The 24650-nt window shown below is 57.8% G+C and carries 25 protein-coding genes and 4 pseudogenes; 7 read left to right on the top strand and 22 right to left on the bottom strand.

Annotation, left to right across the window (positions count from 1 at the left end; genetic code table 11):
- Positions 1–5 precede the first annotated feature (5 nt).
- Positions 6–155 carry a hypothetical protein gene (locus tag ACZ9BB_RS07820; protein ID WP_476213246.1) on the bottom strand — a complete coding sequence of 50 codons (150 nt, stop codon included), beginning with the start codon at positions 153–155 and terminating at the stop codon, positions 6–8.
- Between the two features lie 669 nt (positions 156–824).
- Here ACZ9BB_RS07820 and ACZ9BB_RS07815 point away from each other — a divergent pair.
- Positions 825–1412 (top strand): hypothetical protein, encoded by a 588-nt coding sequence (locus ACZ9BB_RS07815; protein WP_476213245.1) that lies wholly within the window; start codon positions 825–827, stop codon positions 1410–1412.
- A gap of 197 nt (positions 1413–1609) precedes the next feature.
- Positions 1610–1708, top strand: a pseudogene (locus ACZ9BB_RS07810) (LysR family transcriptional regulator); the annotation flags it as partial.
- 172 nt (positions 1709–1880) lie between these two features.
- Here the strand turns inward: ACZ9BB_RS07810 and ACZ9BB_RS07805 are convergent.
- Positions 1881–2399 carry a cysteine hydrolase family protein gene (locus tag ACZ9BB_RS07805; protein ID WP_339547225.1) on the bottom strand — a complete coding sequence of 173 codons (519 nt, stop codon included), beginning with the start codon at positions 2397–2399 and terminating at the stop codon, positions 1881–1883.
- Between the two features lie 334 nt (positions 2400–2733).
- A pseudogene (locus ACZ9BB_RS07800) lies at positions 2734–2973 on the bottom strand (IS66 family transposase); the annotation flags it as partial.
- Here ACZ9BB_RS07800 and ACZ9BB_RS07795 point away from each other — a divergent pair.
- Positions 2954–3184, top strand: a pseudogene (locus tag ACZ9BB_RS07795) (IS3 family transposase); the annotation flags it as partial. The pseudogenes ACZ9BB_RS07800 and ACZ9BB_RS07795 sit on opposite strands and share 20 nt — an antisense overlap.
- Before the next feature lie 57 nt (positions 3185–3241).
- Here ACZ9BB_RS07795 and ACZ9BB_RS07790 read toward each other — a convergent pair.
- Positions 3242–3592, bottom strand: coding sequence for a hypothetical protein (locus ACZ9BB_RS07790; protein ID WP_476213244.1), 351 nt, complete (start codon positions 3590–3592; stop codon positions 3242–3244).
- A gap of 24 nt (positions 3593–3616) precedes the next feature.
- Positions 3617–4585 carry a GlxA family transcriptional regulator gene (locus ACZ9BB_RS07785; protein ID WP_476213243.1) on the bottom strand — a complete coding sequence of 323 codons (969 nt, stop codon included), beginning with the start codon at positions 4583–4585 and terminating at the stop codon, positions 3617–3619.
- Between the two features lie 203 nt (positions 4586–4788).
- On the opposite strand from ACZ9BB_RS07785, the gene ACZ9BB_RS07780 reads away from it, so the two are divergent.
- Positions 4789–5469 (top strand): cysteine hydrolase family protein, encoded by a 681-nt coding sequence (locus tag ACZ9BB_RS07780; protein ID WP_476213242.1) that lies wholly within the window; start codon positions 4789–4791, stop codon positions 5467–5469.
- Between the two features lie 83 nt (positions 5470–5552).
- On the opposite strand, the pseudogene ACZ9BB_RS07775 reads toward ACZ9BB_RS07780, so the two are convergent.
- The 13 genes and pseudogenes from ACZ9BB_RS07775 to ACZ9BB_RS07715 form a co-directional block, all read right to left on the bottom strand.
- Positions 5553–5726: pseudogene (locus ACZ9BB_RS07775) on the bottom strand (transposase domain-containing protein); the annotation flags it as partial.
- Between the two features lie 82 nt (positions 5727–5808).
- On the bottom strand, positions 5809–6465 hold the full coding sequence (locus tag ACZ9BB_RS07770; RefSeq protein ID WP_476213241.1) for a reverse transcriptase domain-containing protein: 657 nt from the start codon (positions 6463–6465) through the stop codon (positions 5809–5811).
- Entirely contained in the window at positions 6441–6749 is a 309-nt protein-coding gene (gene tnpA / locus ACZ9BB_RS07765) for an IS66-like element accessory protein TnpA (RefSeq protein WP_476213240.1), read from the bottom strand. The genes ACZ9BB_RS07770 and tnpA overlap by 25 nt, the downstream gene beginning before the upstream one ends.
- Before the next feature lie 96 nt (positions 6750–6845).
- Positions 6846–7142, bottom strand: a complete 297-nt coding sequence (locus ACZ9BB_RS07760) for an Arm DNA-binding domain-containing protein (RefSeq protein ID WP_476213239.1) — start codon at positions 7140–7142, stop codon at positions 6846–6848.
- Positions 7143–7740: 598 nt separating this feature from the next.
- Positions 7741–9558: a glycosyl hydrolase family 28 protein gene (locus ACZ9BB_RS07755; RefSeq protein ID WP_476213238.1), complete on the bottom strand. Its 1818-nt coding sequence runs from the start codon at positions 9556–9558 to the stop codon at positions 7741–7743.
- 54 nt (positions 9559–9612) lie between these two features.
- Complete coding sequence (locus ACZ9BB_RS07750) at positions 9613–9981, bottom strand: 5-carboxymethyl-2-hydroxymuconate Delta-isomerase (RefSeq protein WP_476213237.1); 369 nt, start codon at positions 9979–9981, stop codon at positions 9613–9615.
- 26 nt (positions 9982–10007) lie between these two features.
- Positions 10008–10784 carry an ABC transporter ATP-binding protein gene (locus ACZ9BB_RS07745; protein ID WP_008006396.1) on the bottom strand — a complete coding sequence of 259 codons (777 nt, stop codon included), beginning with the start codon at positions 10782–10784 and terminating at the stop codon, positions 10008–10010.
- A 10-nt stretch (positions 10785–10794) separates the two neighbouring features.
- The gene (locus tag ACZ9BB_RS07740) at positions 10795–11634 is read right to left on the bottom strand and encodes an ABC transporter ATP-binding protein (RefSeq protein WP_476213236.1); all 840 of its coding nucleotides are present in this window, start codon (positions 11632–11634) and stop codon (positions 10795–10797) included.
- An 11-nt stretch (positions 11635–11645) separates the two neighbouring features.
- Positions 11646–12563, bottom strand: coding sequence for an ABC transporter permease (locus ACZ9BB_RS07735; RefSeq protein ID WP_476213235.1), 918 nt, complete (start codon positions 12561–12563; stop codon positions 11646–11648).
- A gap of 62 nt (positions 12564–12625) precedes the next feature.
- Positions 12626–14236 (bottom strand): ABC transporter substrate-binding protein, encoded by a 1611-nt coding sequence (locus ACZ9BB_RS07730; RefSeq protein WP_476213234.1) that lies wholly within the window; start codon positions 14234–14236, stop codon positions 12626–12628.
- A gap of 51 nt (positions 14237–14287) precedes the next feature.
- On the bottom strand, positions 14288–15301 hold the full coding sequence (locus tag ACZ9BB_RS07725; protein WP_454188788.1) for an ABC transporter permease: 1014 nt from the start codon (positions 15299–15301) through the stop codon (positions 14288–14290).
- An 87-nt stretch (positions 15302–15388) separates the two neighbouring features.
- On the bottom strand, positions 15389–16999 hold the full coding sequence (locus tag ACZ9BB_RS07720) for an ABC transporter substrate-binding protein (RefSeq protein ID WP_476213233.1): 1611 nt from the start codon (positions 16997–16999) through the stop codon (positions 15389–15391).
- 72 nt (positions 17000–17071) lie between these two features.
- A complete protein-coding gene (locus tag ACZ9BB_RS07715) occupies positions 17072–18226 on the bottom strand; it encodes a mandelate racemase family protein (RefSeq protein ID WP_008006402.1) in 1155 nt (384 codons plus the stop codon).
- 360 nt (positions 18227–18586) lie between these two features.
- Between ACZ9BB_RS07715 and ACZ9BB_RS07710 the strand changes: the two genes are divergently transcribed.
- The 3 genes from ACZ9BB_RS07710 (at position 18587) to ACZ9BB_RS07700 (ending at position 21124) form a co-directional block, all read left to right on the top strand.
- Positions 18587–19312: an oligogalacturonate-specific porin KdgM family protein gene (locus ACZ9BB_RS07710; protein WP_454186297.1), complete on the top strand. Its 726-nt coding sequence runs from the start codon at positions 18587–18589 to the stop codon at positions 19310–19312.
- A 91-nt stretch (positions 19313–19403) separates the two neighbouring features.
- A complete protein-coding gene (locus tag ACZ9BB_RS07705; RefSeq protein WP_476213232.1) occupies positions 19404–20246 on the top strand; it encodes an NAD-dependent epimerase/dehydratase family protein in 843 nt (280 codons plus the stop codon).
- On the top strand, positions 20243–21124 hold the full coding sequence (locus ACZ9BB_RS07700; protein ID WP_476213231.1) for an SMP-30/gluconolactonase/LRE family protein: 882 nt from the start codon (positions 20243–20245) through the stop codon (positions 21122–21124). Before ACZ9BB_RS07705 ends, ACZ9BB_RS07700 begins: the two co-directional genes overlap by 4 nt.
- A gap of 9 nt (positions 21125–21133) precedes the next feature.
- On the opposite strand, the gene ACZ9BB_RS07695 is transcribed toward ACZ9BB_RS07700, so the two are convergent.
- The 4 genes from ACZ9BB_RS07695 to ACZ9BB_RS07680 form a co-directional block, all read right to left on the bottom strand.
- The gene (locus ACZ9BB_RS07695) at positions 21134–21889 is read right to left on the bottom strand and encodes a FadR/GntR family transcriptional regulator (protein ID WP_008006407.1); all 756 of its coding nucleotides are present in this window, start codon (positions 21887–21889) and stop codon (positions 21134–21136) included.
- Positions 21890–22550: 661 nt separating this feature from the next.
- Positions 22551–22952, bottom strand: a complete 402-nt coding sequence (locus ACZ9BB_RS07690; RefSeq protein ID WP_476213230.1) for an ExbD/TolR family protein — start codon at positions 22950–22952, stop codon at positions 22551–22553.
- Position 22953: 1 nt separating this feature from the next.
- Positions 22954–23673, bottom strand: a complete 720-nt coding sequence (locus tag ACZ9BB_RS07685) for a MotA/TolQ/ExbB proton channel family protein (protein WP_476213229.1) — start codon at positions 23671–23673, stop codon at positions 22954–22956.
- A gap of 52 nt (positions 23674–23725) precedes the next feature.
- Positions 23726–24532: an energy transducer TonB gene (locus ACZ9BB_RS07680; protein ID WP_476213228.1), complete on the bottom strand. Its 807-nt coding sequence runs from the start codon at positions 24530–24532 to the stop codon at positions 23726–23728.
- Positions 24533–24650 lie beyond the last annotated feature (118 nt).

Raw genomic sequence — 24650 nt, 5'->3', positions numbered from 1 at the left:
TCCGCTCAGGTGATCAGGTCGGCGTGGTTAGTCGAGGGCTGGCTCAGGTCGGCCACGCCAAGGCTGATGCCGAGGCCCAGTGCCGACGCCACTTCCGGCGCCACCGCCGGGCAGATGCGGTCTGGTGAGGTGGTCGCTACCACGACCGCTTGCACCGCCCGCCCACCCGCCGAAGTGAGGGCACGGGCGCCGGTTCGTTTAATTCTATTCGCTGGAGTCGATACGGAAACGCCCCTTCAATTTTTTCAGGAGCCATGACGCCCGATCCAAAACCTCTGTTGTTTGCACTCTACGAACAAGCCAGCATGGGCTGTGGCGCACTAGCGCCTAGCGAAGGTTACCGCCACCATAGATGATCCGTTGCGCTGTATTGCAGAAGGACAGGCATGCTACATAAAGAATGGAGGCGTACTGGCCACAGGCGCGTGGTATTGAGCGGTGAGCACGCGGATCAATCCCCCGGGCAATCAAAGCCCTGGCAACAACCCAGTTACCCAACTGGGTTATTTTTTGGTTCTTCACGGAATCCCGGGAAACACAGAAACAAGAACGCCGATTTGACTGATGATGTTCGTGCGAGCATCACCCAACTCTACGACCGGCGTGATTCACGACCGGTTGATTCGCCTACCTTCAAGGTCCGTTTCTGATACGGATGGATCTTAATCTTGAATCGATACTGCGATTTAATCACTGGGGGAAAAATATGAACCAGAAATCTGACATCGAAAGTAAACGCTGGATAGTTCAGCTGCGCTTGCCCGGCTAATCACGCGTGACTATCCTGCCGCGCTCCAAATATTTTTCTCACAAGGAAGTCCCAAATGCGCCTGCTCTTAGCCGTCTTGCTCCCCCCTGCGTTACTCGCCGGGTGCGCCGGCATTCCCTACGAAAAGCCCGAGGATCGTGCGGCCATTCAGAAAGACCTAGCGGTGAAACCAGACGATGTTGTCACGATGACCCAGGTGTTGTGGTGCGCCAACCCCTACGGTGACATAACACCCTGTCAGTTGCAGGATGCACTGGCCGTGCAGACCCGCACAAAGCTGATTCTTGCCAGTTACAGCAATAAGCACTACAGGCCGGTCTTCCAGCCCCAGGCAAGCGAAGTCATGTGCGCCCACGCACAGGCATCCGTCGACACAGCGCCGAACTTCTACATGTTTACCAAAGACTACGCCCTGCAAATATGGCCGATTACCCCCGACGCAAAACCGGACTTACTGAAGAAGAAACTCATGCTGGATGCAATGACGCAGGGCAAAAAAACCTTCGTCGGCCCCCAAGGTAACTTCGTGGAGAACACCGGGCGGTACAATTATGGCGGGGGTTATATTGCTAACACTGCCATTCCCTATGCGACAAGGACGCAGGTATTGCAGTTGGTTAATCCTTGTGGGGGTCGGGAGTAGGAGGCCGGGCTCGCGAGGTTGTCGCAGCCTATTGTGCCGCTTCCTACTGGCGTTGCACCCGCTCGCTAATCCGACCGTACCGTTGAGGCCAGGGGAATTAGGGGACAGACTACGATTCTTTTTTGATGGGTAAGCAAAAAACGTGGTCTGCCCCCTAATTCCTGTCCCCTAATTCCCTAATTCCTCCGGTGCCGGATTACCATCGCACGGGTTACGGCCTGCATGTGCTTTACCCCAGTCGGCAACATTTGCCGTTGGCGGTATCAACATTCATTGGATTGGTGATGGAGAAGCTCGTTACTCACCGTAAGCGTTCCGGCAATACATCTTGCGGCCTATCACCAGATGCGACGGTGTTCGTATCTTTGATATACAGCAGACCCATAACGTCCCATTTAAAGTACGGGAATGTCACATGGTGCCAGTGCTTACGGCAAGTCATGTGTATTCCCGTAGTTCCGGGCTCTGCTAGAAGCTCCACTCCTCAGCCCGAACTAGCTGGCAGAACGGCCCGTCAAGAGTTGCATTGTGATGAGCAACGATGTCCTTAGCTTTCATCACTGGCGTGTCTGAACAGGTATGACCTTCGGCGACAAGTACCGCATCGAAGCCAAGATCACGAGCAGCACGGCAGGTGCTGTCGACGCAGTATTGAGTTTTCATGCCAGTGATTACCACACCGGTAGCCCCGCGAGACCGCAAATTGTCCGCCAGGTCGGTCATTTCGAAGGCGTTAGGCCGCCGCTTTTCGAATACCACCTCTCCACCCAGAAGCTTCAGTTCCTGCGCAACCATCGTCAACGGGCTGCCTGGTTCGATTGGAGATCCAGCGGGCCCGATGTGGCGCGAGAGAAAAATTGGAGCACCAGCGCTGCGTGCCTTGTCCATCAGCGTATTCACTGTTTCCAACAACTCTTCGCAGCGCCATAGTTTTTCCGGGCCGTGAACAAGCCCGACTTGGATATCGAGTATCAACAGGGCGTACATGGGTGCATCTCCTTGCGTTTGAGCCAGCGACACAAGGGCATAAAAAAGGCCCTGTCCATCGCTGGCGGGCCTTTGAAGTTCGTCTGCTATTGGCTCACGACACCTCGCACGCTCCGCTTTCAGCGGTCGTGGTGGTGGTAGTCGAGGTGAGGCAATAGTTAGTCATAGATCGACACTAGCAATATTGCAGCGATCTGACAAGCCAGAATCCTAGAGTGAGTGCTTTTGGCAGACGGCGTAGTGTAAGTCTACGGACATCAGGTCTTGTGTAACTCAGGCAGATACCCACTGATGCGGCAGCAGTTGATCAATCTCACTCGCCCGCTGCGTCGGCAACTTCGTACAAGCCGCCAATCGAGTGCAGTGCCTGTTCTGCCAACTGGCTTTTATTCGCCATGTGCAGATCGAAAAACTTGCGTCGGGCATGAGCCATACAACCAATTTCAATCATGCCTTTCTCGAAGCCGGCTTTGTAGCCAGCGAAGTCGTCGCACACCAGCTTGCCATTCCAGGAACCGAGGAAGTTACGCGCATGCTCTCCGGCACGGCTCGGGCTGAAGTCATATAACAACGAGCACCGGCATAGCCGGATCCGCTTCGTGACACCAACGGAGCGACATCGAGGACTGGATCATCAGATCCTGGCGCGGCGACATGAACTGTACGAACGGGCCAAGGAGAACAACCCGGAACGCTGGTCAGGTCAGACGCGTAACTGGGAGCCGATAGGCCCGGTGATACTGAACCCGGATCGGGAGCAGCAGACTGAGAAAAGAGCGGCATAGCTGAACGGTTGACGCGACAACTACCTTGAAAAACGCCGCCTGCCGTCGCTCAAACCCTCACGCATGGTTTTGCCATGGCAAAATTTTCGCGCCTGCGAAACGCTTTACAGCTCGACGGCAAAGCCCCCCCATGCCGATCGCTTCGGCAAAGCGTCCTAGGCGGTGAGGCTCGCTCAGGTGCGTAGCGGCTTCGCGGCGTGAGCGCACGGGCAGCCAGCGGCTGCCGGCGCCGCCCAGGCGAATAGAAAGGGGCCATTTCTCGTTGTGCCGGCTGACCAGGACCTCGCGCACCGCGCGGGCCTCGAGATAGATATCCCTGATCGGAACCTGATGGCTGTAGAGGTACAGTCCAACTGGCAAGGTTTCATCAAACTCAAGGCCACCATTACACCCTGCCCCGCCAGGCATGCCATGAAAGTCGCCAGCGCATTTTCAACGCTGTGCAAACAACGCCCGATAAGCGCTGGGTGAAGTCTGATACACCCGGTTAAAGTGCTGCCGCAGTGATACCGCGCTGCCGAAGCCCGCGTGCTGCGCGATAACCTCGATAGGTTCTTGCGTTGTTTCCAGCATTCTTTGCGCGTAGGCCAGGCGCTGCCCCAGTAGCCATTGCCCAACGGTCGTGCCCGTCAATTCCCGAAATCGGCGGGTAAAGTTGCGACGGCTCATCGCGACGCGTTCGGCCAGCGTATCCAGGGAATGTGGCACGCTCAGATTTGCCACAGCCCAGTTGAGCAACTCGCCAAGGCGGTCGCCGCCGCGCGCATAATGCAGCGGCTGCTCAATGTACTGAGCCTGCCCGCCTTGCCGGTGTGGCGCGGCGACCAACCGCCTCGCTATGCGATTGGCAACTTCAGCGCCATGCCAACGGCGCACCAGGTGAAGGCAACAATCCAGCGCCGCAGCGGTTCCGGCGGACGTTACGATTAGCCCGTCATCCGCGTCCAGATACAACACGTCCGGCACCAAGGTTACCCTTGGGTATAAAGCGGCGAACCGCTCAACGCTGCTCCAATGCGTGGTGGCTTGCCGGCCGTCCAGCAAGCCGGCTTCAGCCAGCACAAATGCCCCCAGGCACAGCCCCACTACCGTCGCCCCACGCGCGTGGGCAGCTCGCACCGCATCCAACATCGGTTCGGGTGGTACCTCGGCTGGGTCACGCCAGGACGGTACGATCAGCACATTGGCCTGCGCAGCATCGGCAAGGGTCAGGTCCGTTTGGATGGCAAAGCCCGTGTTAGTGCGCAGTACGCCTCCCACAGTAGGCTCTGCCGCGCAGATGTGTAGTTGGTAGGCCGGTAATCCCGCCGAGGAACGGTTTTCAAATACCAGGCACGGCACCGACAAGTGAAAAGGGCTGATTCCGTTAAACGCTAAAACAGCAATGGTTATGGATGGCATAAGGCGGATGGTCGATGAGGAATGAGGAATGAGGAATGAGGAATGAGGAATGAGGAATGAGGAATGAGCATCGATAGATATTGGCCCAATATCATCGAGCGATGTCCTTTGGGCCGCTAACGGCGAGCATAGCATCTCTCTAAGATTCGGGCTAAGGGTTGCAGCCACTCGCGAGCGACCAGAAACCCCACAGGAATCTGACCATGCCTACTATCCAAAAACGCGCCTTGATCGTGATCGATGTACAAAACGAATACTTCACCGGGAACCTGCCCATCGAGTACCCAAACCCGCTGGAAACCATTGCCAATATCGGCATCGCCATGGATGTGGCAAGCGCCGCCGGAATTCCGATCATGGTGGTCCAACAAACTTCGCCGGCCGGCTCGCCGCTGTTTGCCATCCATACGGATGGCTGGCAACTGCATCCGGTAGTGGCAGCGCGTGCTCATGACTACTCTGTGAGTAAGACCTTGCCCAGCGCCTATCCAGAGACCGATCTGGCGCAATGGCTTGAGAAGAACGGTATCGATACCCTTACGGTAGTTGGCTACATGACCCACAACTGCAATGCGTCCACTATCAACCACGCCTTACATAACGGTTCCAACGTTGAGTTTTTACATGACGCATCCGGCACCGTGTCGTATCGGAACCAAGCGGGTTATGCGAGTGCTGAAGATATCCATCGCGTCTTCAGCGTAGTGTTGCAATCGCGCTTTGCAGCAGTCATGTCGACCCAGGAATGGATAGATTGCGTCAAATTGGGCGTGCCCCCCGTGCGCGACAGCATTTACAAATCCAACCAGCGGGCTCGCAGAAAAGCGGAGCATGTCGCTGCATTTTCTGCCGGCCAACTCACCACGACTATGCCTTTTGAATGAGGCACTTCGATTCGAATCGTGGCCGGAAGAATGTGAGGGGCCGCTGTCGAAGAGTATGCCTCCGGGCATCCCGTCTTGCGCAACTAGACTGGTTGCCACCTATGCGGCAGCAACTCGGAAATCTCACTCGCCCGCTGCGTTGGCAGGCGTGTGAGGACCTCCTTCATATAAGCATACGGGTCATGCCCGTTGAGCCGTGCAGACTGGATTAAACTCATGATCGCTGCCGCCCGTTTGCCGCTACGCAGCGATCCTGCAAGTCGAGTCAGCCGAAGGGAATTTCACCCCTCGGCTGCTCACAGAACCGTACGTGACAGTCTCCCGTCATACGGCTCTTGATCACACATTCGATGCACGTAGTAAATACCAATGCGCGAACAGCTCCGGATTCTCTCTTCGAACAAGACGCAGCCGATGCTCCGCTTGACGTATAGAGATTCGGTACTTGCTCTTCATCCATTTGAGCAGGCGCGATTGCAACGCGCTCCACAATCGATAGCTGAAGTTTCTGTACCAGAATTTACCGTAGTATTCGATCCATCCTCGAATCACAGCATTGTACCTGCGAGAAAAATCCCTCAGGTCATCCGTCGTGGATCGATGGATGCGCCAGTGTTTGATCGTGTCCACCATCCTGCGCATCGCCTTCATCGACGCTCCCGGCATGCACTTACGAAAGAGTTCGCCCTTTGAGTTCCTCAGGGTTCGCACCTTGAAGTCATATCCGAGAAAGGTGAAGCTCGTCGCGACATTGTGCCGCTCGAATGTGTCGATGTAGACAATCTTCGACTTTTCTTCGTTGATGGTCAGGCCCACTTCACTCATCCGTCGCGTCAGGCTCTCCCTGATTCGAACAGCCTCGCTCATCCTTGTGCAGTGGATAACAATATCGTCGGCATACCGTTCAAACGGCACGCCGCGATGCGTCCTGTCCATCCAACGATCAAAGGCATAGTGCAGGAATAAATTGGCTAACCACGGATGAATCGGGCGCACCCTTCGGGATCGGATGTTGGCCACTTTACCGTGAGCGTTTGCTGGCCAAGTGGTAATTCAATAATCGCCGGCGCTTCAGCCACTCGTTTTGATTCGACCTTCAAAGGGATAAAAGCTGGTAGCGCGGCAGCCTGCTGATCACGGTAAAGCGGTAGCCAACGGCGCACGACATTAGCGTTGATACCGTGACTCATCGCGATGGCTGCCACCGAAACGCCGGGCTGCTCGCATTCGTGGACGACTTGGGCCTTGAAGGATTTTGTGTAGGACTTACGTTCACGCATGGCGATCCTGACATTAAGGGTAATTGCGTCCGCTTAAAATTACGCGGACACAATCGCCCTTATCGGCCGGGCTCGGAAGGTGTGTTCGCCGGCTCCTTACTTTTCCGTGGCCAGGCGCCTCGCATTACGCACCAGCCGCCGATGGACACGCGGATCGATGCCCCTGGCGACCAGTGCCCTCGCAGCATCACGCAGAGTACGAGCATCTCGTAAGCTAATTTCAGGATAGGTACCGAGAGAAATACGGGGTTGCTTATCCGCCCAGGAAAAGCGGAAGTGCCAGCACTTGGCGCCTTTCGTATTCACGAAAAGGGCGAGGCCGTTGTAGTCAGGGAGGGTGTAATCCTTGGTACGTGGTTTGGCGTGCCGGACTGCAGTATCGATGAGAGCCATCGTACAATCTCCGTCTCGTTTGGTTGGAGGAGATTTGTACGGTTTCCAGAGAGGCGAGTATCACGAAAAAGTGATCTACCAAGCGCCGGATTAATGTACTAAAAAATGTACTAAAAAATCGTGGCTGGTAGTGTTTTCGAGTGGAATTTACTGAAACGAAAAAAGAGGCCGAAGCCTCTTTTTCAGTTTCTGCAGACCTCAATAGAAGCCTGCAGAATAATAATTGGAGCGGGAAACGAGACTCGCATCTAGCGTCCGACCCATTGAAATATAAGGGGTTTCTGTTATTCCTGAAGCAGGAATGGACTTGATTCTGGACTTGTTTTCAGGGTGTATCAAGAGCAAAAAATGAGTGATTCCAAGCAACGCTATTGGATTCTACCTATAGCCAATTGACGATTTTGGCGGCTAGAAGTCCAGCTTTGAACTCGGCGTCACCGAGATTAACTTCATGGCTTATTCTCCGCGCAAGTTCTTCGACCTGCACTCCACCAACAAAAGCCAACTCGCCAAGCTACACGCTTACGGTTTAAGGCTGATACCTCGAGCAACAAAGACTTCACGGGCATGCGCCATCCAGCTCAAAGGCAAGCAACGACTATGGCGGCGTCGGGTCCACCGCGTTGAAATACAAACCCTGGCTATTACTCACTTGCCATGAATTTCCCCCACCCGTCTCGCTGAATACAACGCTGTCGAACTGCGAGTCCTTCAACCCATCGATCTGCACCTTGGCCGGGCCGCTGAAGCGTACGCGTTCGAACACCAGGCCCTGATGATAGGCGTTGCTCCGGCTATCGCCCTTGACCTCGATCGCCTTGCCTTGCGCATTCTCGACGCTCACATCAGCGACTCGGATATCCCGGAATTGCCCCGGGACTGTTGAACGCAGGTAATCCAGTTTGGCGTTCGGGTCGTTGTAGTCGAGGGTGAATATGAAGGCCTGTTTGACGGTATTGCGCATCGCCGAATCGCGGAAGGTGACGTTCCGCGCCCCGCCGCCCATGAAGTTAGTACTCTTCATTCGCAAACCGGCATCGGTGCCGTCAGAGACGTTGTCCTCGGCCAGAATGTTCTGAATCCAGGCACCTGTGTGGCTACCGGCAACCACCATGCCATGACCTTTGCGGAAGTAGTTGTTGAAGATCCACGCATCCTCCTGAGGCTTTTGATGCACCGCATCGGCACCGGTGCCAGCCGCGAAATTGACGCAGTCATCGCCGGTGTCGAAGAAGTTGTTGAAGACCATCGCGCCTTTGCTGTTGGCGAACTCGATGCCGTCGCCGTTGTTGGCGTCATAGGTCTTGTGCGTGGTATTGGCCAGCACCACGTTTTCGGTTTCCAGATTCATGATCCCGTGGAACGCCGGGTTCAACACGGTGAAACCGCCGTAGAACACGTTTTTCACATTACGCAGGGTGATCAGCGAAGAACGCATCTGCCCGTAGGCATCCTTGACATTCATGCCACGCGCCACCGCTTGCTCGACTTGCGCCTTGGCGAGAATGCCATCTTGCTGGTAGCGCCTGTTATCGCTGGGCAGGTAGAACGGCAAAGGCTGACCACGCTCATCGACGATATCCGTGCGCCGCTTCCAGCCATTACCATCAAGGGTGCCCTTGCCAACGATACGGATGTTTTCGAACGACTGGTGTTGACGTGGATCGCGGGGCAAGGCGTTGATCAGCGAGGCCGGGCGCACCGTGCTCGAATAGGGGTACTGAATGTAACCCGCCAGCGGATAGTCTTCGGCGCGCTCAGAACCCAGCAGTGTCGCGCCCTCGGCGATTTCCAAAGTCATGTTGCTTTTGAGATAAAGCGCGCCGCTTTTGTAGATGCCCTTGGGCAACAACACTTTGCAACCAACGGTACAGGCCTCGATAGCATTCTGGATGGCCAGGGTATCGAGGCTGCTGCCGTCACCCTTGGCGCCGTACTTCTTCACGTCGAACACCGGCGCAACCTTCGTCGTACGTTGCACCAGTGCCGGACTGTCAGCCGATTCCTTGCCATCGGCACCCACTGCACGCACGGTGAAACGGTATGAGGTGTCGGGTTTAAGACCTTGGGCGGTGTAGCTGTGAATGCCGATGCGGTAGTGGAAGTTCGCGGTGTCCTGCTCGTAGAAGCGGTCGATATAGGGCTTGGCCGGCGATACCCGGTCATTGTTGGCGTTGCTGCTGCCCAGCAGGACGCCGTTGGCGTAGACCCGATAGTCCTTGATGTCGGTGTGATCGGCAGGTTTTTCCCAGACGAGGATGATCTGCTGATCATCAAAGGCCAGGGTCGGCACTTGCAGTTTCGACGGTGCTTGCAGCGCCCACGATGACAGACTGCAACTCACGGCCAGGGTGGCGATCAGTGACCGCGCCAGAAAGTGCTTGGGCAGAGCAACAGCGGGAGGTTGATACGGCATGTCGTTTTCCTTGTCTTTGCCAGTCATCAAGCCAGGGTGTCTGAACCCACGGGTTCAGGCTGATAGCCCGGCTTCTTCGAGGTATTGACTACGATTGACGAACGTCTCCCCTGGCATTTCCCGTACATCCATGGACAAGGCTTCGACGTCTGGCAGCAGGCCCAGCAATGCGGCCAACACCGCCGAAGCCAAGCTGCGTTGCTGTTCGGCACTGCGCCCGGCAAACAGGTATAGGGCCACATGGACGAAATCATCCTGGGTAGCCCCGCAGCGGTAATGGACATAACCGTTGAGTCGAACCTTGATATCCCCCGGTTTGAATACGCCAAAGGCGTCGAGAGCATCGTGCACGGTGGCCAGCAGGGTCTGCTCGCCGACGCGCTGGGCCAGGGTTACGGGGCAATCGATGAGGCAATGGGGCATGGTTGTTTCTCCGCAAATCGGTCTGTTCAAACTGCCATTTGGCGCTCGGACTCTTGGCTGAAATCACGGCTGGCCTGCACCAGCATTCTTGTATAGGCGTGGGTCGCCAGGTCCTGATTGAGTGCCTTACTGTCGAGCAGTTCAACGATCTTGCCCTGCTGCATCACCGCCACCCGATCACACAGGTGCGTCACCACACCCAGATCGTGGGTCACCATCAAATACGTGAGCTTCTCGCGCTGGCGCAGATCCGCCAGCAAGTTGAGGATTTCCGCCTGCACCGAAACATCCAGTGCCGATGTCGGCTCATCCAGCAGCAAGACCCTGGGTTCAAGAATCAGTGCTCGGGCAATCGCCACTCGCTGGCGCTGACCGCCGGACAACTGATGCGGATAGCGATAGCGGTAACTGTCGTTCAAACCCACCTTGAGCAGGATCTCGCTGATCCGGTCGTCCTTGTCCGCTACCCCGTGAATGATCAGCGGCTCGCGCAGCGCAGTGTCGACCGTATGGCGTGGATGCAAGGAACCATAGGGGTCCTGAAAAACCATCTGCACTTGCCGGAAATGCGCCTTCGGAATCTTGTGCTGCAACGGCACGCCGGCAATGCTCAGCTCGCCGCTCCAGTGCCGATACTGCCCGGCCAGGCAGCGCAGTACGGTGGTTTTGCCCGAGCCGGACTCCCCCACCAAACCAAAGGATTCACCATCGGCAACGCTGAGGCTGACGTCGTGCAGCACTTGATTGAGGGCCGGGCCAACGCCGAAACTCAGGTTCAGCGCGTGTGCTTGGATCATGGGCATGGTCAATTCCTCAGCAAGTCAGCCAGAGCGGGTCGCGTTGCAGCACCGGCAATCGTTCGCGACGATTGTCCATGCTCGGCAATGCCGCCAGCAGGCCACGGGTATAGGGATGTTGGGCGTGTTGCAGGTCGCAGGCAGCCAGTGATTCCACCACCCGCCCGGCGTACATCACCAGCACGCGGTCACAGTAGTTGCGCACGAGGTTGAGGTCATGACTGACAAAAATCAGCCCCATTTCCTGCTGTTCAACCAACTCTTCAAGCACGCTTAGCACTTGTTGGCGCACCGAGACATCCAGGGCCGAGGTCGGCTCATCGGCGATGATCACTTGCGGCCGGGTGATGACCATCATTGCGATCATGATGCGCTGGCCCATGCCGCCGGAAACCTCGTGGGGATACAGGTTGTAGACTCGCTGCGGATCACGGATATGCACCTTTTCGAGCATTTCCATTACCCGCTCACGGGCCTCGCTGCGACTGGCCTTATGGTGAGCCAGGTATGCCTCGGCAATCTGGTCGCCGACCTTGACCACCGGGTTCAGCGAGTACTTGGGGTCTTGCATGATCATCGAGATGCGCTGTCCGCGAATCTTTTGCATGACTTTTTCACTGGCCGACAGCAAATCGACTTCACCGAACTGCATGGCCTTGGCGGTGATTCGGGTACTGGCCGGGTGCAACTTGAGCAGGCTGCGTCCCACCGTTGATTTGCCCGAACCTGACTCGCCAACGATGGCCAGTTTTTCGCGCCCCAGGGTGAAGGACACATCCCGTACCGCGTGGGTTTCTTTCTGACCATTGACGAAGCGCACATTGAGCCCTTCGACGTTCAATTTGATTGCAGACATACAGCCTCCAGTTACTCGCTGCGCGGATCAAGAATGTCCCGCAGGCCGTCGCCCAACAGGTTGAAAGCCAGGCTGACCAGCATGATCGCCGCACCTGGAACAGCCACCAGCCACCAGCACTCAAGCATGTAGCGCCGGCCTGTCGATATCATCGCGCCCCACTCCGGTGACGGTGCCTGGGCGCCCAGGCCGAGAAAGCCCAACGCCGCGGCGGTGAGGATGATCCCGGCCATGTTCATGGTCAGGCGGATAATCACCGACGACATGCACATCGGGACGATGTGCCGCAGAATAATTCGCGATGTCGAAGCACCTTGCAGCTCGACCGCCACGACGAAATCCGCCTTGCGCAACGACAGGGTTTCGGCCCGTGCCAGCCGCGCAATCGGCGGCCAGGAAGTCAAGGCAATCGCCACCACCGCGTGTTCGAGGCCAGGACCAAGGGCCGCGATAAACGCCAGCGCCAATACCAGGCTGGGGAAAGAGATGAAGATGTCGGTCAAGCGCATGAAGACCGTGTCCACGAAACCACCGTAATAGCCGGAAACCGTGCCGATAAACAGCCCGATAGGACCGACTATCACCGTGACCAGCGTGATGATGTACAGGGTGATACGCGAGCCATAGACCAACCGGCTAAAGATATCCCGGCCGTATTCATCGGTGCCGAACCAGTGAACGGCGCCGGGCGCCTGTAGCGCGTTGGCGAGGTTCTGTGCCACTGGATCGTGAGTGGCGATCCAGGGGGCAAATACCGCGACCACGACCAACAGCATCGCGACCAGCAGCCCGGCCAGGGTCATAGGGTTACGCAACAGGTGGTGCAGCACTTTCAGGCCGCTCTTGCACAAGGCATCGAAGCTGGACCCGGGGGTGCGATCCACCTGCCGCTTGGCGTTGGAATCGGTAGAAGACATGTTGGCAATCATTGGCATGTTCTCGGGTTGAATTCAGGATCACCCGGCGCGTCCGCAGACACGTCCGGCCGCATTCAGCGTTGCTTGTAGACGCCCAGGTAACGCGTCGCCTCGGCATCATCGCCAGCGAAGCCCTTGACGTCGGCAGCGCTGACCACGGTGTCGGTCATCTGCGAAATCATCAGGATCGGCCCGACCTGCTGGTCGTAGAGTTCCTGCGCCTGGTGATACAGGCTGAGCCGCTGCGCCCCGTCGCGCTCGACCCCGGCCTGGTCGATCAAACTGTTGAGCTGCGGGTTAAAGAACGAGGCACGCCAGCCCTGGAAGTTCGGCAAGCCGGCGTCATCGCTGTTGTTGGGGTTGTAGGCGAACGTCCGCAGGCTGAAATACGGATGCGGATACCGCTCGGCGCCCCGTGCGACGATGATCTCGAAGTTGCGCGCACGCATCGCGCCATACACCTGATTGCCGGTGCCCGTGACGATACTGGCCTTGATCCCGCCTTCGGCCAGCGTCGCTTGCAGGCGCGCGGCGATGTCGATGAAGGGTGGCTCCGACAACGTACGAATCGTGGTGCTGAAACCCTCGGGATAACCGGCTTCGGCAAGCAGTTTTTTCGCCTTGGGCACGTCCATGTGATAGCCCGGATCCGGCAGGCGCGCTTCCAGGCTCAGTTGCATCGGTTGTTGATTGAGCTTGCCGTAATACGGCATCACCTGTTCGTCCAGGCCTTTGTAGTCGATCAGGTTGCGCACCGCTTCGCGCACCTTGGGCTTGGCGAACTCGGGTTGCTTCATGCTCATCGCCACGTAGTACATCGTGCCGCGCGGCAACGACTGCACCTGGATTTTTTCCGAGCCGTCGATGGCCCGAATGTCTGGGGCCGCCATGCCGTAAGCCAGGTCAAGGTCACCGCGTTCAAGCATCAGGCGCAGCGACTGGGATTCGGTCATGTGCCTTACCACCACGCGCTTGAGTTTGGCCGCGCCGCCCCAGTAGCCATCGAATCGGGTCAGCAGCAGCGAGTCGTTGGCGCTCCATTTGGTCAGTATAAATGGACCGCTGCCGGCTTCGTTGGTCACCAGCCAGCCAGCGCCCAAGTCACCGTTTTTCTCGTGAGTCAGGGCGGTCTTGCGATCCACCACCACGGCGCTGGGTGAGATGGCCAACGAGTCGATCAACAGCAGCGGATCCATGGTTTGCGGCAAGTCGATCATCAGCGTGTGGGCATCACTGGCGCGGATCAGCGACTGGATGTTATCGACGCTGTAGCCGTAAGCCTTCCAGGTCGTCGCCAGACCGAAGTTGAGTTTCATCACCCGGTACAGCGACCAGGCCACGTCCTCGGCAGTCAGCGGATGACCAGAATGGAATTTCACGTCCTGGCGCAGGTGGAACGTCAACTGCTTGCCGTCCTCGCTGATCTCCCAGCGTTCGGCCAATTGCGGCAGGTGTTTTTCCGGGTTGCCTTGATCACGCTTGATCAATGTGTCGTAAAGGTTGGCGTTGACGCCGGAGGCATCCAGGCCGGGGGCGTTGGCCGGATCAATCGAGAACAGGTTGACCATGCTCATGCCGACGATCAGTTGATCAGCCGGGGTCTTGGCATTGGCCATTGTCATCGGCCCCAAGGCCAGAACGGCCGCCAACAGGCTTATGTGCAGTTTCGAAAAAGCAGTCTTCATTCAAGGATCCTTCTTTTTATAGTTTTATCGGTACTGCAGCAGCGTTGTGGATTAACGGGTGCGTGGGTCGAACACCTTGTACAAGGCATCGCTGATCAGGTTGAGCGCGACAAAGATCAGTCCAATCACCAACACACAGCCCATCACCGCGTTCATATCGCCGAGCATCAAACTGCTGGTGAGGTATTGGCCGAAACCCGGCCAGGCAAACACCGTCTCGATGAGCACCGCGCCTTCGAGCAGCGAGCCATAGGCCAGCGCCACGACCGTCAGCAACTGCACGAGGATGTTGCGAAAGGCATGCCCCCACACCACTTGGCGGCGTGACAGTCCCTTGACCCGGGCGGTGATGATGTACTCCTGAGATAACTGTTCGAGCATGAAGCTGCGCGTCATCCGGCTGATATAGGCCACCGAGTTCAGGCCGAGAATCAGCGCCGGCAACACGATGTGGCGCAAAGCGCTGGCAAAGGCTTCCCAGTCCCGCGCCAGAGTCGAATCGATCAGCAACAGGCCGGTTACCTCGGGCACCATGCCGTCATACGCCAGATCAATCCGCCCGGCACCACCGGCCCAGCCGAGCCAGGCGTAGAACACCAGCAGGCCCATCATGCCCAGCCAGAAAATCGGCGTGGAGTAACCGAACAAGGTGATCACCCGAGCCACATGATCCCCAAGGCGTCCCTGATTACTGGCCGCGCACACGCCCAGCGGCAAACCGATCAGCACGCCAAACAGGATGGCCAGGGTGGCCAGTTCTATGGTCGCCGGAAATACCCGCAGGATGTCGTCGAGTACCGGGTGACCGGTCAACAGCGCGTTGCCGAAATCGCCATGGAGCAGGTCATTGAGGTACAGGCCGAACTGGGTCCAGATCGGTTTATCCAGCCCCATCGCCCGGTACACCTGATCGTAAGTGGAACTGTCCGCGTCCGGCCCGACCACCGCCAGTACCGGGTCCAGCGGCATGACCCGGCCGATGACAAAGGTCAGGGCCAACAGGCCGAGCAACGTCACCAGCACCGTACTGGCGCGCCGGACGGTATTGGAAGCGCGAGCGCCCATGACAGAGGCAGTCATAACAAACATAGTGAGCTCCTGATAAATCGGTCACCGCTGTAGCCAAGACGCGAGGCTCACCCCGCGCGGTTTTCAGCGCTTCTTGTAGACATCCTTGTAGCGCGTGGTCGCTGCCGTGTGGCCTTGAAAGTCGGCAACGTCGGCGTAGATCAGCACCGTGTCGGTCATCTGCGAAACCGGCAAAATCGCGCCCACCTGTTGATCGAGTTGCTTCTGGATTTCCCGGTACTGGGCCAGTTGTTTGTTGGCGTCAGGCTCGACTTCAGCGCTCTCGATCAATTGGTTCAACTCAGGGTTGTAGAACGAGGTGCGCCAGCCCTGGAAGTTGCTCAACTTGGCCTCGTCGCGGTTATCCGGGTTGTACACCAGGGTGCGCAAACTGGAGTGGGGATGGCGCTCAGCCCCGCCACCGCCGCGCCCGACGATGATGTCGAAGCTGCGTTCACGCATGGCACCGTAAATCTGGTTACCGGTGCCCGTGATGATGCTGGCCTCAATCCCGGCCTGAGCCAGCGTCGACTGCAAGTTGGAAGCGATGTTGATAAAGGGGGGCTCGGCCAGCACGCGGATGGTGGTCTTGAAGCCGTTGGGGTAGCCCGCGTCAGCTAACAGTTTTTTCGCTTCATCGACATTCAGCCGATAACCGGGATCGGGCAAGCGTGCGGCAAGGCCCAGTGGCAACGGCCGTTGATTGATCACGCCGTAGTGCGGCATGACGGTCTGGTTGATGCCTTGGTAGTCGATCAGGGAGCGCACTGCCTTACGCACTCGTGCGTCGGCAAACATCGGTTGCTTCACACTCAGCGCTACGTAATAGAGCGTGCCACGCTGCAAGGTTTGAGTGCGCACTTTGTCGCTTTTTTGCAGGGCTTCGATATCCGGCGCGGACATGCCTTTAGCGATATCCAGGTCGCCGCGCTCGATCATCAAGCGCAACGACTGCGACTCGGTCATGTTGCGCATGACGATGCGTTTGAGTTTGGCCGGACCACCCCAGTATCCGTCGAAGCGGCTCATCAGAATCACGTCGTTGGCACGCCAGTCATTGAGCACGAAGGCCCCACTGCCGGCCGCATGGGTCACCAGCCAGGCGGCGCCCATGTCGTTGTTCTTCTGATGTTCGAGGACTTTCTTGCGGTCGAGAATAAACGCACTTGGCGAGGTCGCCAGGGTGTTGAGCACCAGCAGCGGATCGGTCGGCCGTGGCAACTCAATGACAAAGGTATTGGCATCCGTGGCGCGCATAGAGCGCTCGACGTTCTCGGCACTGAAACCGTACGCCTTCCAGGTCGAGGCCAACGCCAGGTTGAGCTTGAGTACCCGTTGCAGCGACCAGGCGACGTCTTCGGCAGTCAAGGGGTTACCGGACTGGAACTGCACGCCGGTGCGCAGGGTGAAGGTCAGGGTCTTGCGGTCATCGCTGACCTGCCAACGTTCAGCCAGGGCCGGCAGCAGGCGATCAGGCTGGGCGACGTCTTGCACCAGCAACATGTCATAGAGATTGGCATTGATCTCCGACACATCCAGCCCGGTGGCTGCCGCCGGGTCGAGGGACAGCAGGTTAATCATGCTCATACCGACAATCAGTTGATCGGCCGGCGTCTTGGCATAAGCCACAGGTAAAACGGCGACCGCCAGGGTGGCCGCCAATACCCGCGCCCACAGCGAAGGAAGAATGTTCATAGCGAGAGTGCCTTTCTTATATTTATAGGGCTCTCGGACGGCCCGGCGTGCACCGGGCAGCCCGTGTACAGGTCAGAAGCTGTTAAGCGTATGGGTCTCGATAAACTCGAAATCGATCTCTTCACCCAGGCCCGGCAAATCGGACAGGTGCACAAAACCATCGTTGTCCATCGGATCGACAAGGCGCTTGAGGTACGCCGGCACCTCGTCGTAATCCAGGTACGGATGCAGCAATCCACGCTCATACCAGGTGCAATTCTTGATCGCCCCAACCACCGCCAGGTTCGCCGCGCCATTGCCATGGATTTCGCAATCCATGCCGAAGGATTCGGCCATGTGCGCGACTTTCAGACACGGTGCGATACCACCGACACCAGCCACACCGGCACGCAGGATGTCGCAGACGTCATTCTTGACCCAGCTGGCCCGGCTCAAGTGTTTGCCCGACAGGGTTTCCGGTCCCAGTACCGGGATCTCCAGTTGGCCCGCCAGCCAGGCATAGGACTCGGCAGACTCTTCCATCATCGGTTCTTCGAACCAGGCAAAGTCGAGTTTTTCCAACTCACGTCCGATGTAGAGGGCATCGGTACGGCTGTACCAGTGATAACCATCGAGCATCAGGGCGATGTCCGGCCCCACCGCTTCGCGCACGGCGGCGCACGCTTTAATGTCGATGCGCGGGCTTGGGGCGAAGGACACGGGCGGCATCCAGGTGTGCAACTTGATCGCCTTGTAGCCGCGCTTGACCAGCGTTTCAGCGAAACGCCCGTAGTCTTCCGGCGTCGCCAGCCCGCCGGGCAGCTCATCGCCGCACATGGTTGAGCCGTAAGCCGGGACCTTGTCGCGAAAGCCGCCAATCAACTTGTGTACCGGCACGCCAAGCTTGCGCCCCGCCCAGTCCCATAACGCTTGTTCCACCAAGGCCAAGGCACGATCGGTCAACTGGCTGGCACTGCCACGCTGCCAGTGCGCCAGGTCGTGCCAGATTTTCTCGCGATCAAACGCGTTCTGCCCGACCAGCACTTTGCGTACAAAACCGTCCAGCACATAAGGACGAATCAGTTCTGGCGCACCGAAGGCATAGCCTTCACTGCCGTCTTCGGTCTGGATGCGCAGCAAAGCCATTTGGGCTTGGGTGACATCACCTGGGTGAGCGTGGCCAGCGCTGTCCACTGCGCGGCGGGTCGGGTAGGCAAATACCTGGACGTTGACTGCTGTGATTCTCATGGACGTCTTTAGCCTTCTTATTGGATTTGTGACAGGAGTGTCGTCTGTTGTCGTCGATCATATGTCATCGTACAACGCATGAAAAGACCCAATAAATAACCTACATCCCCTGCCTTTTTCCTCAATACCCAATCAAAACGCCCGTATTTAAAGACAACCAAGGAATAACACGCATTGCTTAAAAGCCCTGTTCACATGACACATGTGTAACAACATGTTTCAAAACTGGCAATAACCCATAGACGAGTCGTCTTGTCGTACGATAACGTATATCGGCACAACAAATGAGATCCATACGCAACACCATGCTGCTCGTAGTACACGTCAAACGACCCTAACAAAAACAAAAAAGAAGACCGTATGAACACCACCCTACGCACGCTCGTTACTGTCGCGACCCTCAGCCTGCCCTTCTGCGTCAGCGCTGACTCTGCCAGCATCAACTACCGCCACCAGTACACCGAGGACGACAGCGCCCACGCTGACCGAATCAAGTTCAACTACCGCCTGGACAGTGGACTGGGCTTTGAAGCGGAAATGAAATACCGCACGGCCGGTGACCGTGAAGATGTCGCCTACGACAACATGGTCAACAACGGCCATGAGTTCACAGTCAGCTACAACTACAAGCTCAGCGCGCAATCGACGCTGACCCCGGCCTTCCAGATGGACAGCTCGAAGGACTCGACCACTTACAAGTTCGGCCTCAAGTACAACTACAAAATCAACGATGCCTTCTACGTCGCCACGCGCTATCGCCTGGACGCCAAGAAACTGGATCGTGACCAGGTCAATGAAGACATGCCCGACCACATCAAGGATGACCAGACCACCAACCGCTTTGAAGGCTGGCTCGGCTATACGCCTGCCAACAAGTGGGCCTACGAATATCAGTTCATCTATTTCAAGACCGACTACATCCGCTACGACAACAAGAAGAGCGATTACGAACAGAACCTGATCGTCAAATACAAACTCACCAAGGAATGGGCGCCGTTCATGGAAATCGGCGACGTAAAAGTCGACTCCACGTCCCCCGATCGCCAGGCGCGCTGGCGTCTGGGCGTCCAGTACAACTTCATGTAAGACCAGGTATTGCCTGACGATCGCGCATCGCTCGCCAGGCAAGCGCCCCCCCGAACCAACACGCCACTACCGTTCAATGGAAGATCTGACCATGACCACACAACCCGCCTCGCCTAAACCCTTCAACCGCATTCTGCTGACAGGCGCCGCCGGCGGCCTGGGCCAGATCCTCAGAGAAACCCTGCAGGCTCACGCCGAAATTGTCCGCGCCTCGGACATCAGCCCTATGGCACCCAGCCGTGGTCAGTATGACGAAGTGATCAACTGCAACCTGGCCGACAAGGCCGGAGTCGCGGCGCTGGTCAAAAACGTCGATGCCATCGTCCATCTGGGCGGGATTTCAGTGGAGCGGCCCTTCGAGGAAATTATCGAGGCCAACATTCGCGGCACCTTTCATATTTATGAAGCGGCGCGGCAACACGGGGTCAAGCGAATTGTTTTTGCCAGCTCCAACCACGTCACCGGTTTCTACCCGCAGGACGTCGAACTGGATGCTCACTCTCAGCGCCGACCGGATGGCTATTACGGCTTGTCCAAGGCCTACGGCGAGGACATGGCGACGTTCTACTTTCACCGCTATGGCATCGAAACGGTGAGTTTGCGGATCGGTTCATCGTTTCCGGAGCCGCGCAACCTGCGAATGCTCTCGACATGGCTCAGCTATCCGGACCTGGAGCACCTGGTAGCTCGAGCCCTGCTGGCCAGCAATGTCGGACACAGCGTGGTTTACGGTGTTTCCAACAATCGTGATCAGTGGTGGAGTAATCGCCATGCCGCCCACCTGGGCTTTGCCCCGCAGGACAGTTCGGAGGTCTTTCGCACGCAGATTGAGCAACAACCCAAACCTGCCGCTGACGATCCCAACAGCCTGTTCCAAGGGGGAGCATTCACGGCTGCCGGGCCGTTCGGTGACCTGCCGGAAACACACCAATGAATGCCGAACTCATCGTCGACGCACGCAACGCAACCGGCGAAAGTCCGGTCTGGCAAGCTCAGGAGAATGCGTTGTATTGGGTGGATATTCCCGCGGGCCGCTTGCACCGCTGGCAGCCAGATGGCAAGACTGACTGTTGGCAGGCGGACGAAATGCTCGCCTGCATCGCCCGTAGTCCGGCGGGTCATTGGTTGGGGGCGCAGGAAAGTGGAGTGTTCAAACTGGTGCCTCAGACTGACGGACGCCTGCGAGCCGAAAAACTCGCCGGCGTCGAGCATGCCCGGCCGCAGATGCGCTTCAACGATGGACGCTGCGACCGCCAGGGACGCTTCTGGGCCAGCACGATGCAAACCAACATGGGCGTCGACGCGGTCGGGGTGCTCTATCGCTACGATCCGGATACCCGTCAGCTTACTGCGCAAGTGGAAGGTCTGGTGGTGCCCAACGGTCTGGCCTTCAGCCCCGATGGCAGAACCCTGTACCTGTCCGACTCGCACCTAACCCGGCAGCAGATCTGGGCGTTTGACTACGACATCGACAGCGGCACGCCACACAACCGCCGTAACTTCGTCGACATGAACGCCCATCCGGGTCGACCGGACGGCGCGGCCGTGGATTCGGAGGGCTGCTATTGGATCTGTGCGATTGATGCCGGCCTGGTGCTGCGCTTCACGCCCGAAGGAAAACTGGATCGCTCGCTGCCACTGCCGGTGAAGAAACCGACGATGTGTGCCTTTGGCGGCGCCCGACTCGACACGCTATTTGTCACCTCGATTCGCCCGCAAGGCATCGACCTCAGTGACCAGCCATTAGCGGGCGGTGTGTTCGCCTTGAATCCGGGCGTTAAAGGCCTGCCCGACCCCATGGCACGAGCCTGAGGCCTGCGTTCAGTCGTTCAACGCCTCGGCTTCTGCGGCCTCATAAGCGCGCCGCATTCGCTCGCGGCTGTTGGACAAGTGCAGGCGCATCGCCGCCCGAGCGGCGTCGGCATCCCGCCGGACAATCGCCTTATAGATGTCTTCATGCTCGCGGCTCAGACGTTCCAGATAGGGTTCCTTGTTGTCATTGACCACTCGTGTGGAATGCAGGCGCGCGCGGGGGAGGATGCTGACCCCAAGATGCAACATGATGTCGGTGAAATAGCGGTTACCCGTGGCCAACGCGATCTGCTGATGAAACTGGAAATCCGCGGACACCGCATATTCGACACTGACCGCCCTGGAGTTCAGGGCGTCCAGCGAGTCACGCATCAGTTGCAGTTGCTGGTCGGTACGGCGTACGCAGGCCAGGCCGGCCGCCTCCACTTCCAGGCTGATGCGCAGCTCAAGCACCGCCAACACATCCTGCAACGTGAGAATGCTGGCCGGGTCGATTCGAAAACCGCTCGGGCTCGGGATGTCCCGAACAAACGTGCCGATGCCATGCCGGGTTTCCACCAGGCCTGCCGCTTGAAGGCGCGATATAGCCTCACGCACCACCGTGCGACTGACACCATGTTCTTCCATGACCTGAGATTCAGTGGGCAGCTTTGTCGCACGGGCGAGCTCACCGCTGCAAATACGCCGGGAAAGTTCGGTCACCAACTCCTCCGCCAGACTTCGGTGCCTGCGGCGAACACTGGGTTGGATGTTCAGTTTGTCCATCAAAAACAAAAATCTCGGTTTTTCGAATGATTACGCATCATAGCTCATTCAGTTGTACGACAACGCATCAGCTCAAATGATGGTACTTCGCATGCAGCTGACGTTCGATTCGCTGCAATGGCGACAAGGACGTCGCTTATTTACAGTGGAAGAAACAGCGCCGAGGCCCAGTCCCAGACTCGGGCGCAGATGAACAATGGATACTCACGGCCTGGCTGCAGATTCAACCGGGCAAGCTCGATCTTCCCTTGCAGTTCGGTGGCTTACCTTCAGTTTCGGATGGAGCAATAGATTGGTTCAAGCGGGAAATATCCTGCATATGCATTGATCCGGGTTTAAGAGTGTCAGAGCAAAAGCGCTCTTCTCCCAACCTATCGGCACTCCTGTCCGATGCTAAAGCGCTTGAAATTGCAACACTGCGGGACCGTGCCTCTCGCCACTACAAAGACGCTGAAACTTTTCGGCGGCACTCGCTACATGCTCAATTAATGACCAACACATGACTAGCTCTGCGCTCTGCGCTTTTCGAGTCATTATCCACAGATATACCCACTCATTTTGTGGATAGCTTTGTTGAGTCAAACAGCTAGCGGAGTTCGCTCGCCAAACGCAGCCTCCCCCATCATCCACCGCCCCACATCCAATGCAATAAACCCGAGTCCTATTTCGCCGTAATTACCGACAGCTTGGTAATCCCAGCCCGCTCGATCGAGGCCATCGCCCGCGCTACTTCACCATAATTCACCCCATTGTCCGCCTGCAGTTGCACCCGCACATCGGGGTTTTTCGTCTTGGCCGCCTGTAGATTGAACTCCAGCAGATCCGTCTGGATCTCGTTCTTGTTGATGAACACCTTACCCTTATCATCGATGCTCACCACCAGCGGATCTTTCTGCTCCACCGGCGCCACCGACTCGGTCTTCGGCAGGTTGATCGGGATCGCGTTGGTCAGCAGTGGCGCGGTGACGATGAACACCACCAGCAGCACCAGCATCACGTCCACCAATGGCGTGACGTTGATCTCGCTCAGCACCTCATCATTGTCTTGTGTAGAGAAGGCCATGTCAGGACGCCTCCTTCACTTTTTGCGGATTGCCGGCGCGTGTTTTGTTCAGCGTTGGGTGCAGCAGCACGCGGAATGAATTTTTCTGCGCGAGGCTGTAGAAGTCGTGGGCAAAGTCATCAAGATCGGCCGCGGTGAGCTTCAGACGACGCAGGAAATAGTTGTAAACCAGCACCGCAGGTACCGCGACGGCGATTCCCACGCCGGTGGCGACCAGCGCCGCACCGATCGGTCCTGCCACAGTTTCCAGGCTGGCGGAGCCGGCAGCGCTGATGCCCTTGAGCGCTTCCATGATCCCCCACACGGTGCCAAACAGCCCGATAAACGGCGAGGTGCTGCCGATACTGGCGACCACGGCCAGGCCGGTTTCCAGGGAGCGCCGCTCCCGTACGATCTGTTGGCGCAGGGCGCGTTCGAGGCGGTCCTGGTGGTTGATGGCCTGACTCAGGTCGGCAGCGTGGGGTCCATCACTGACTTGGATCGCGGCATAACCGGCCTGGGCCACACGGGCAGCGGCGCCGGGTTGGGTTTCGGCCAGTTCAGCGGCCGAGTCAAGGCTCGACGCCCCCCAGAACTGTTTGTGGAACTTGCGATCCTGGACCTTGAGGCGACCGAACTGCACGCCCTTGAGCAAGGCCAGGCCCCAGGTTGCGACCGAAAAGGCCACCAGCAGCCAGATCACCGCGCTTTCGATGGATTCAAGTGGAGATGCTAATGCCATGATGTTTTCCCTCTGAACAAATCGCGGCGTGTGCAACACCCCGCAGCAATAGTTAGTGAATCTTGAAATCGATGGGTACGCTGACCCAGCCGTTCTGGGCCACATCGCCCTGCTTGGCCGGCACAAAACTCCAACGTTTCACGGCGGCCAGTGCGGCGTCGTCGAGTTGCTGGCGACCACTGCTTTTCTGGATCTGGATCTCACCCGGTTTGCCGCTGGCCAGTACCTGCACCCGCAACAACACCGTGCCTTCCCAACCCCGGCGCTGGGCCAATGCTGGGTATTCGGGCGCAGGGTTCTTCAGGTACGCGGCGTTGGCCGAAGCGGGCGTTACCGGAGCCGGTGCGGGTGGTGCGACTGGCGCCGGAGCCGGTGACGCAGCCGTTGACGGCGCAGGCGGTTGTTCCACCGGCTTGGCTACTGGCTTAGGCAAAGGCTTGAGTACCGGTTTGGATTTCGGAATCTTTTTCGGCGCCGGCTTGGCGGCCAACTCATCCACGACTGGCGGCGGTGGCTCGACCACAGGTGGCGGCGCTGGCAGCACGGGCGGCGACGGTTCGACTACCGACGGCGCGGGCTGGGAAAATTCGATGGTCATCGGTGGGATTTCCGGCGGCACGATCGGCAGTACCGGGTTGGGCTTCTGACTCACCCAATAAATCACCGCACCGTGCAGGGCCAATACCAGCACCCCCAGCAGAATCCCTTCGCGCCGACTCGAAAAGCGCTTGGGGGGACGCTGCAAACGCAGCTGCCCCAGAGGCGCACGGTGCGGCTGGCCAAGGTCGACCAACTCACCACTCGGTGCCTGGCGCCATTGCGCCTCGTGTGCACTGGCGGCGGCCTGGACATTGCCCATTGATTCACTCCCTACGGTTTTTTAAAACAAAAATCGACAGGCCTGCGTGGAAGGCCGTCGAGGGCTAAATCATCGGGGCTAGACGCTTATTCCTTAAAGTAATCTTTAAAGTTATACA

Source organism: Pseudomonas sp. TE3552, assembly GCF_056278945.1.
The sequence above is the reverse complement of the archived record's forward strand: the minus strand, read 5'-3'. Positions and strand labels throughout refer to the sequence as shown.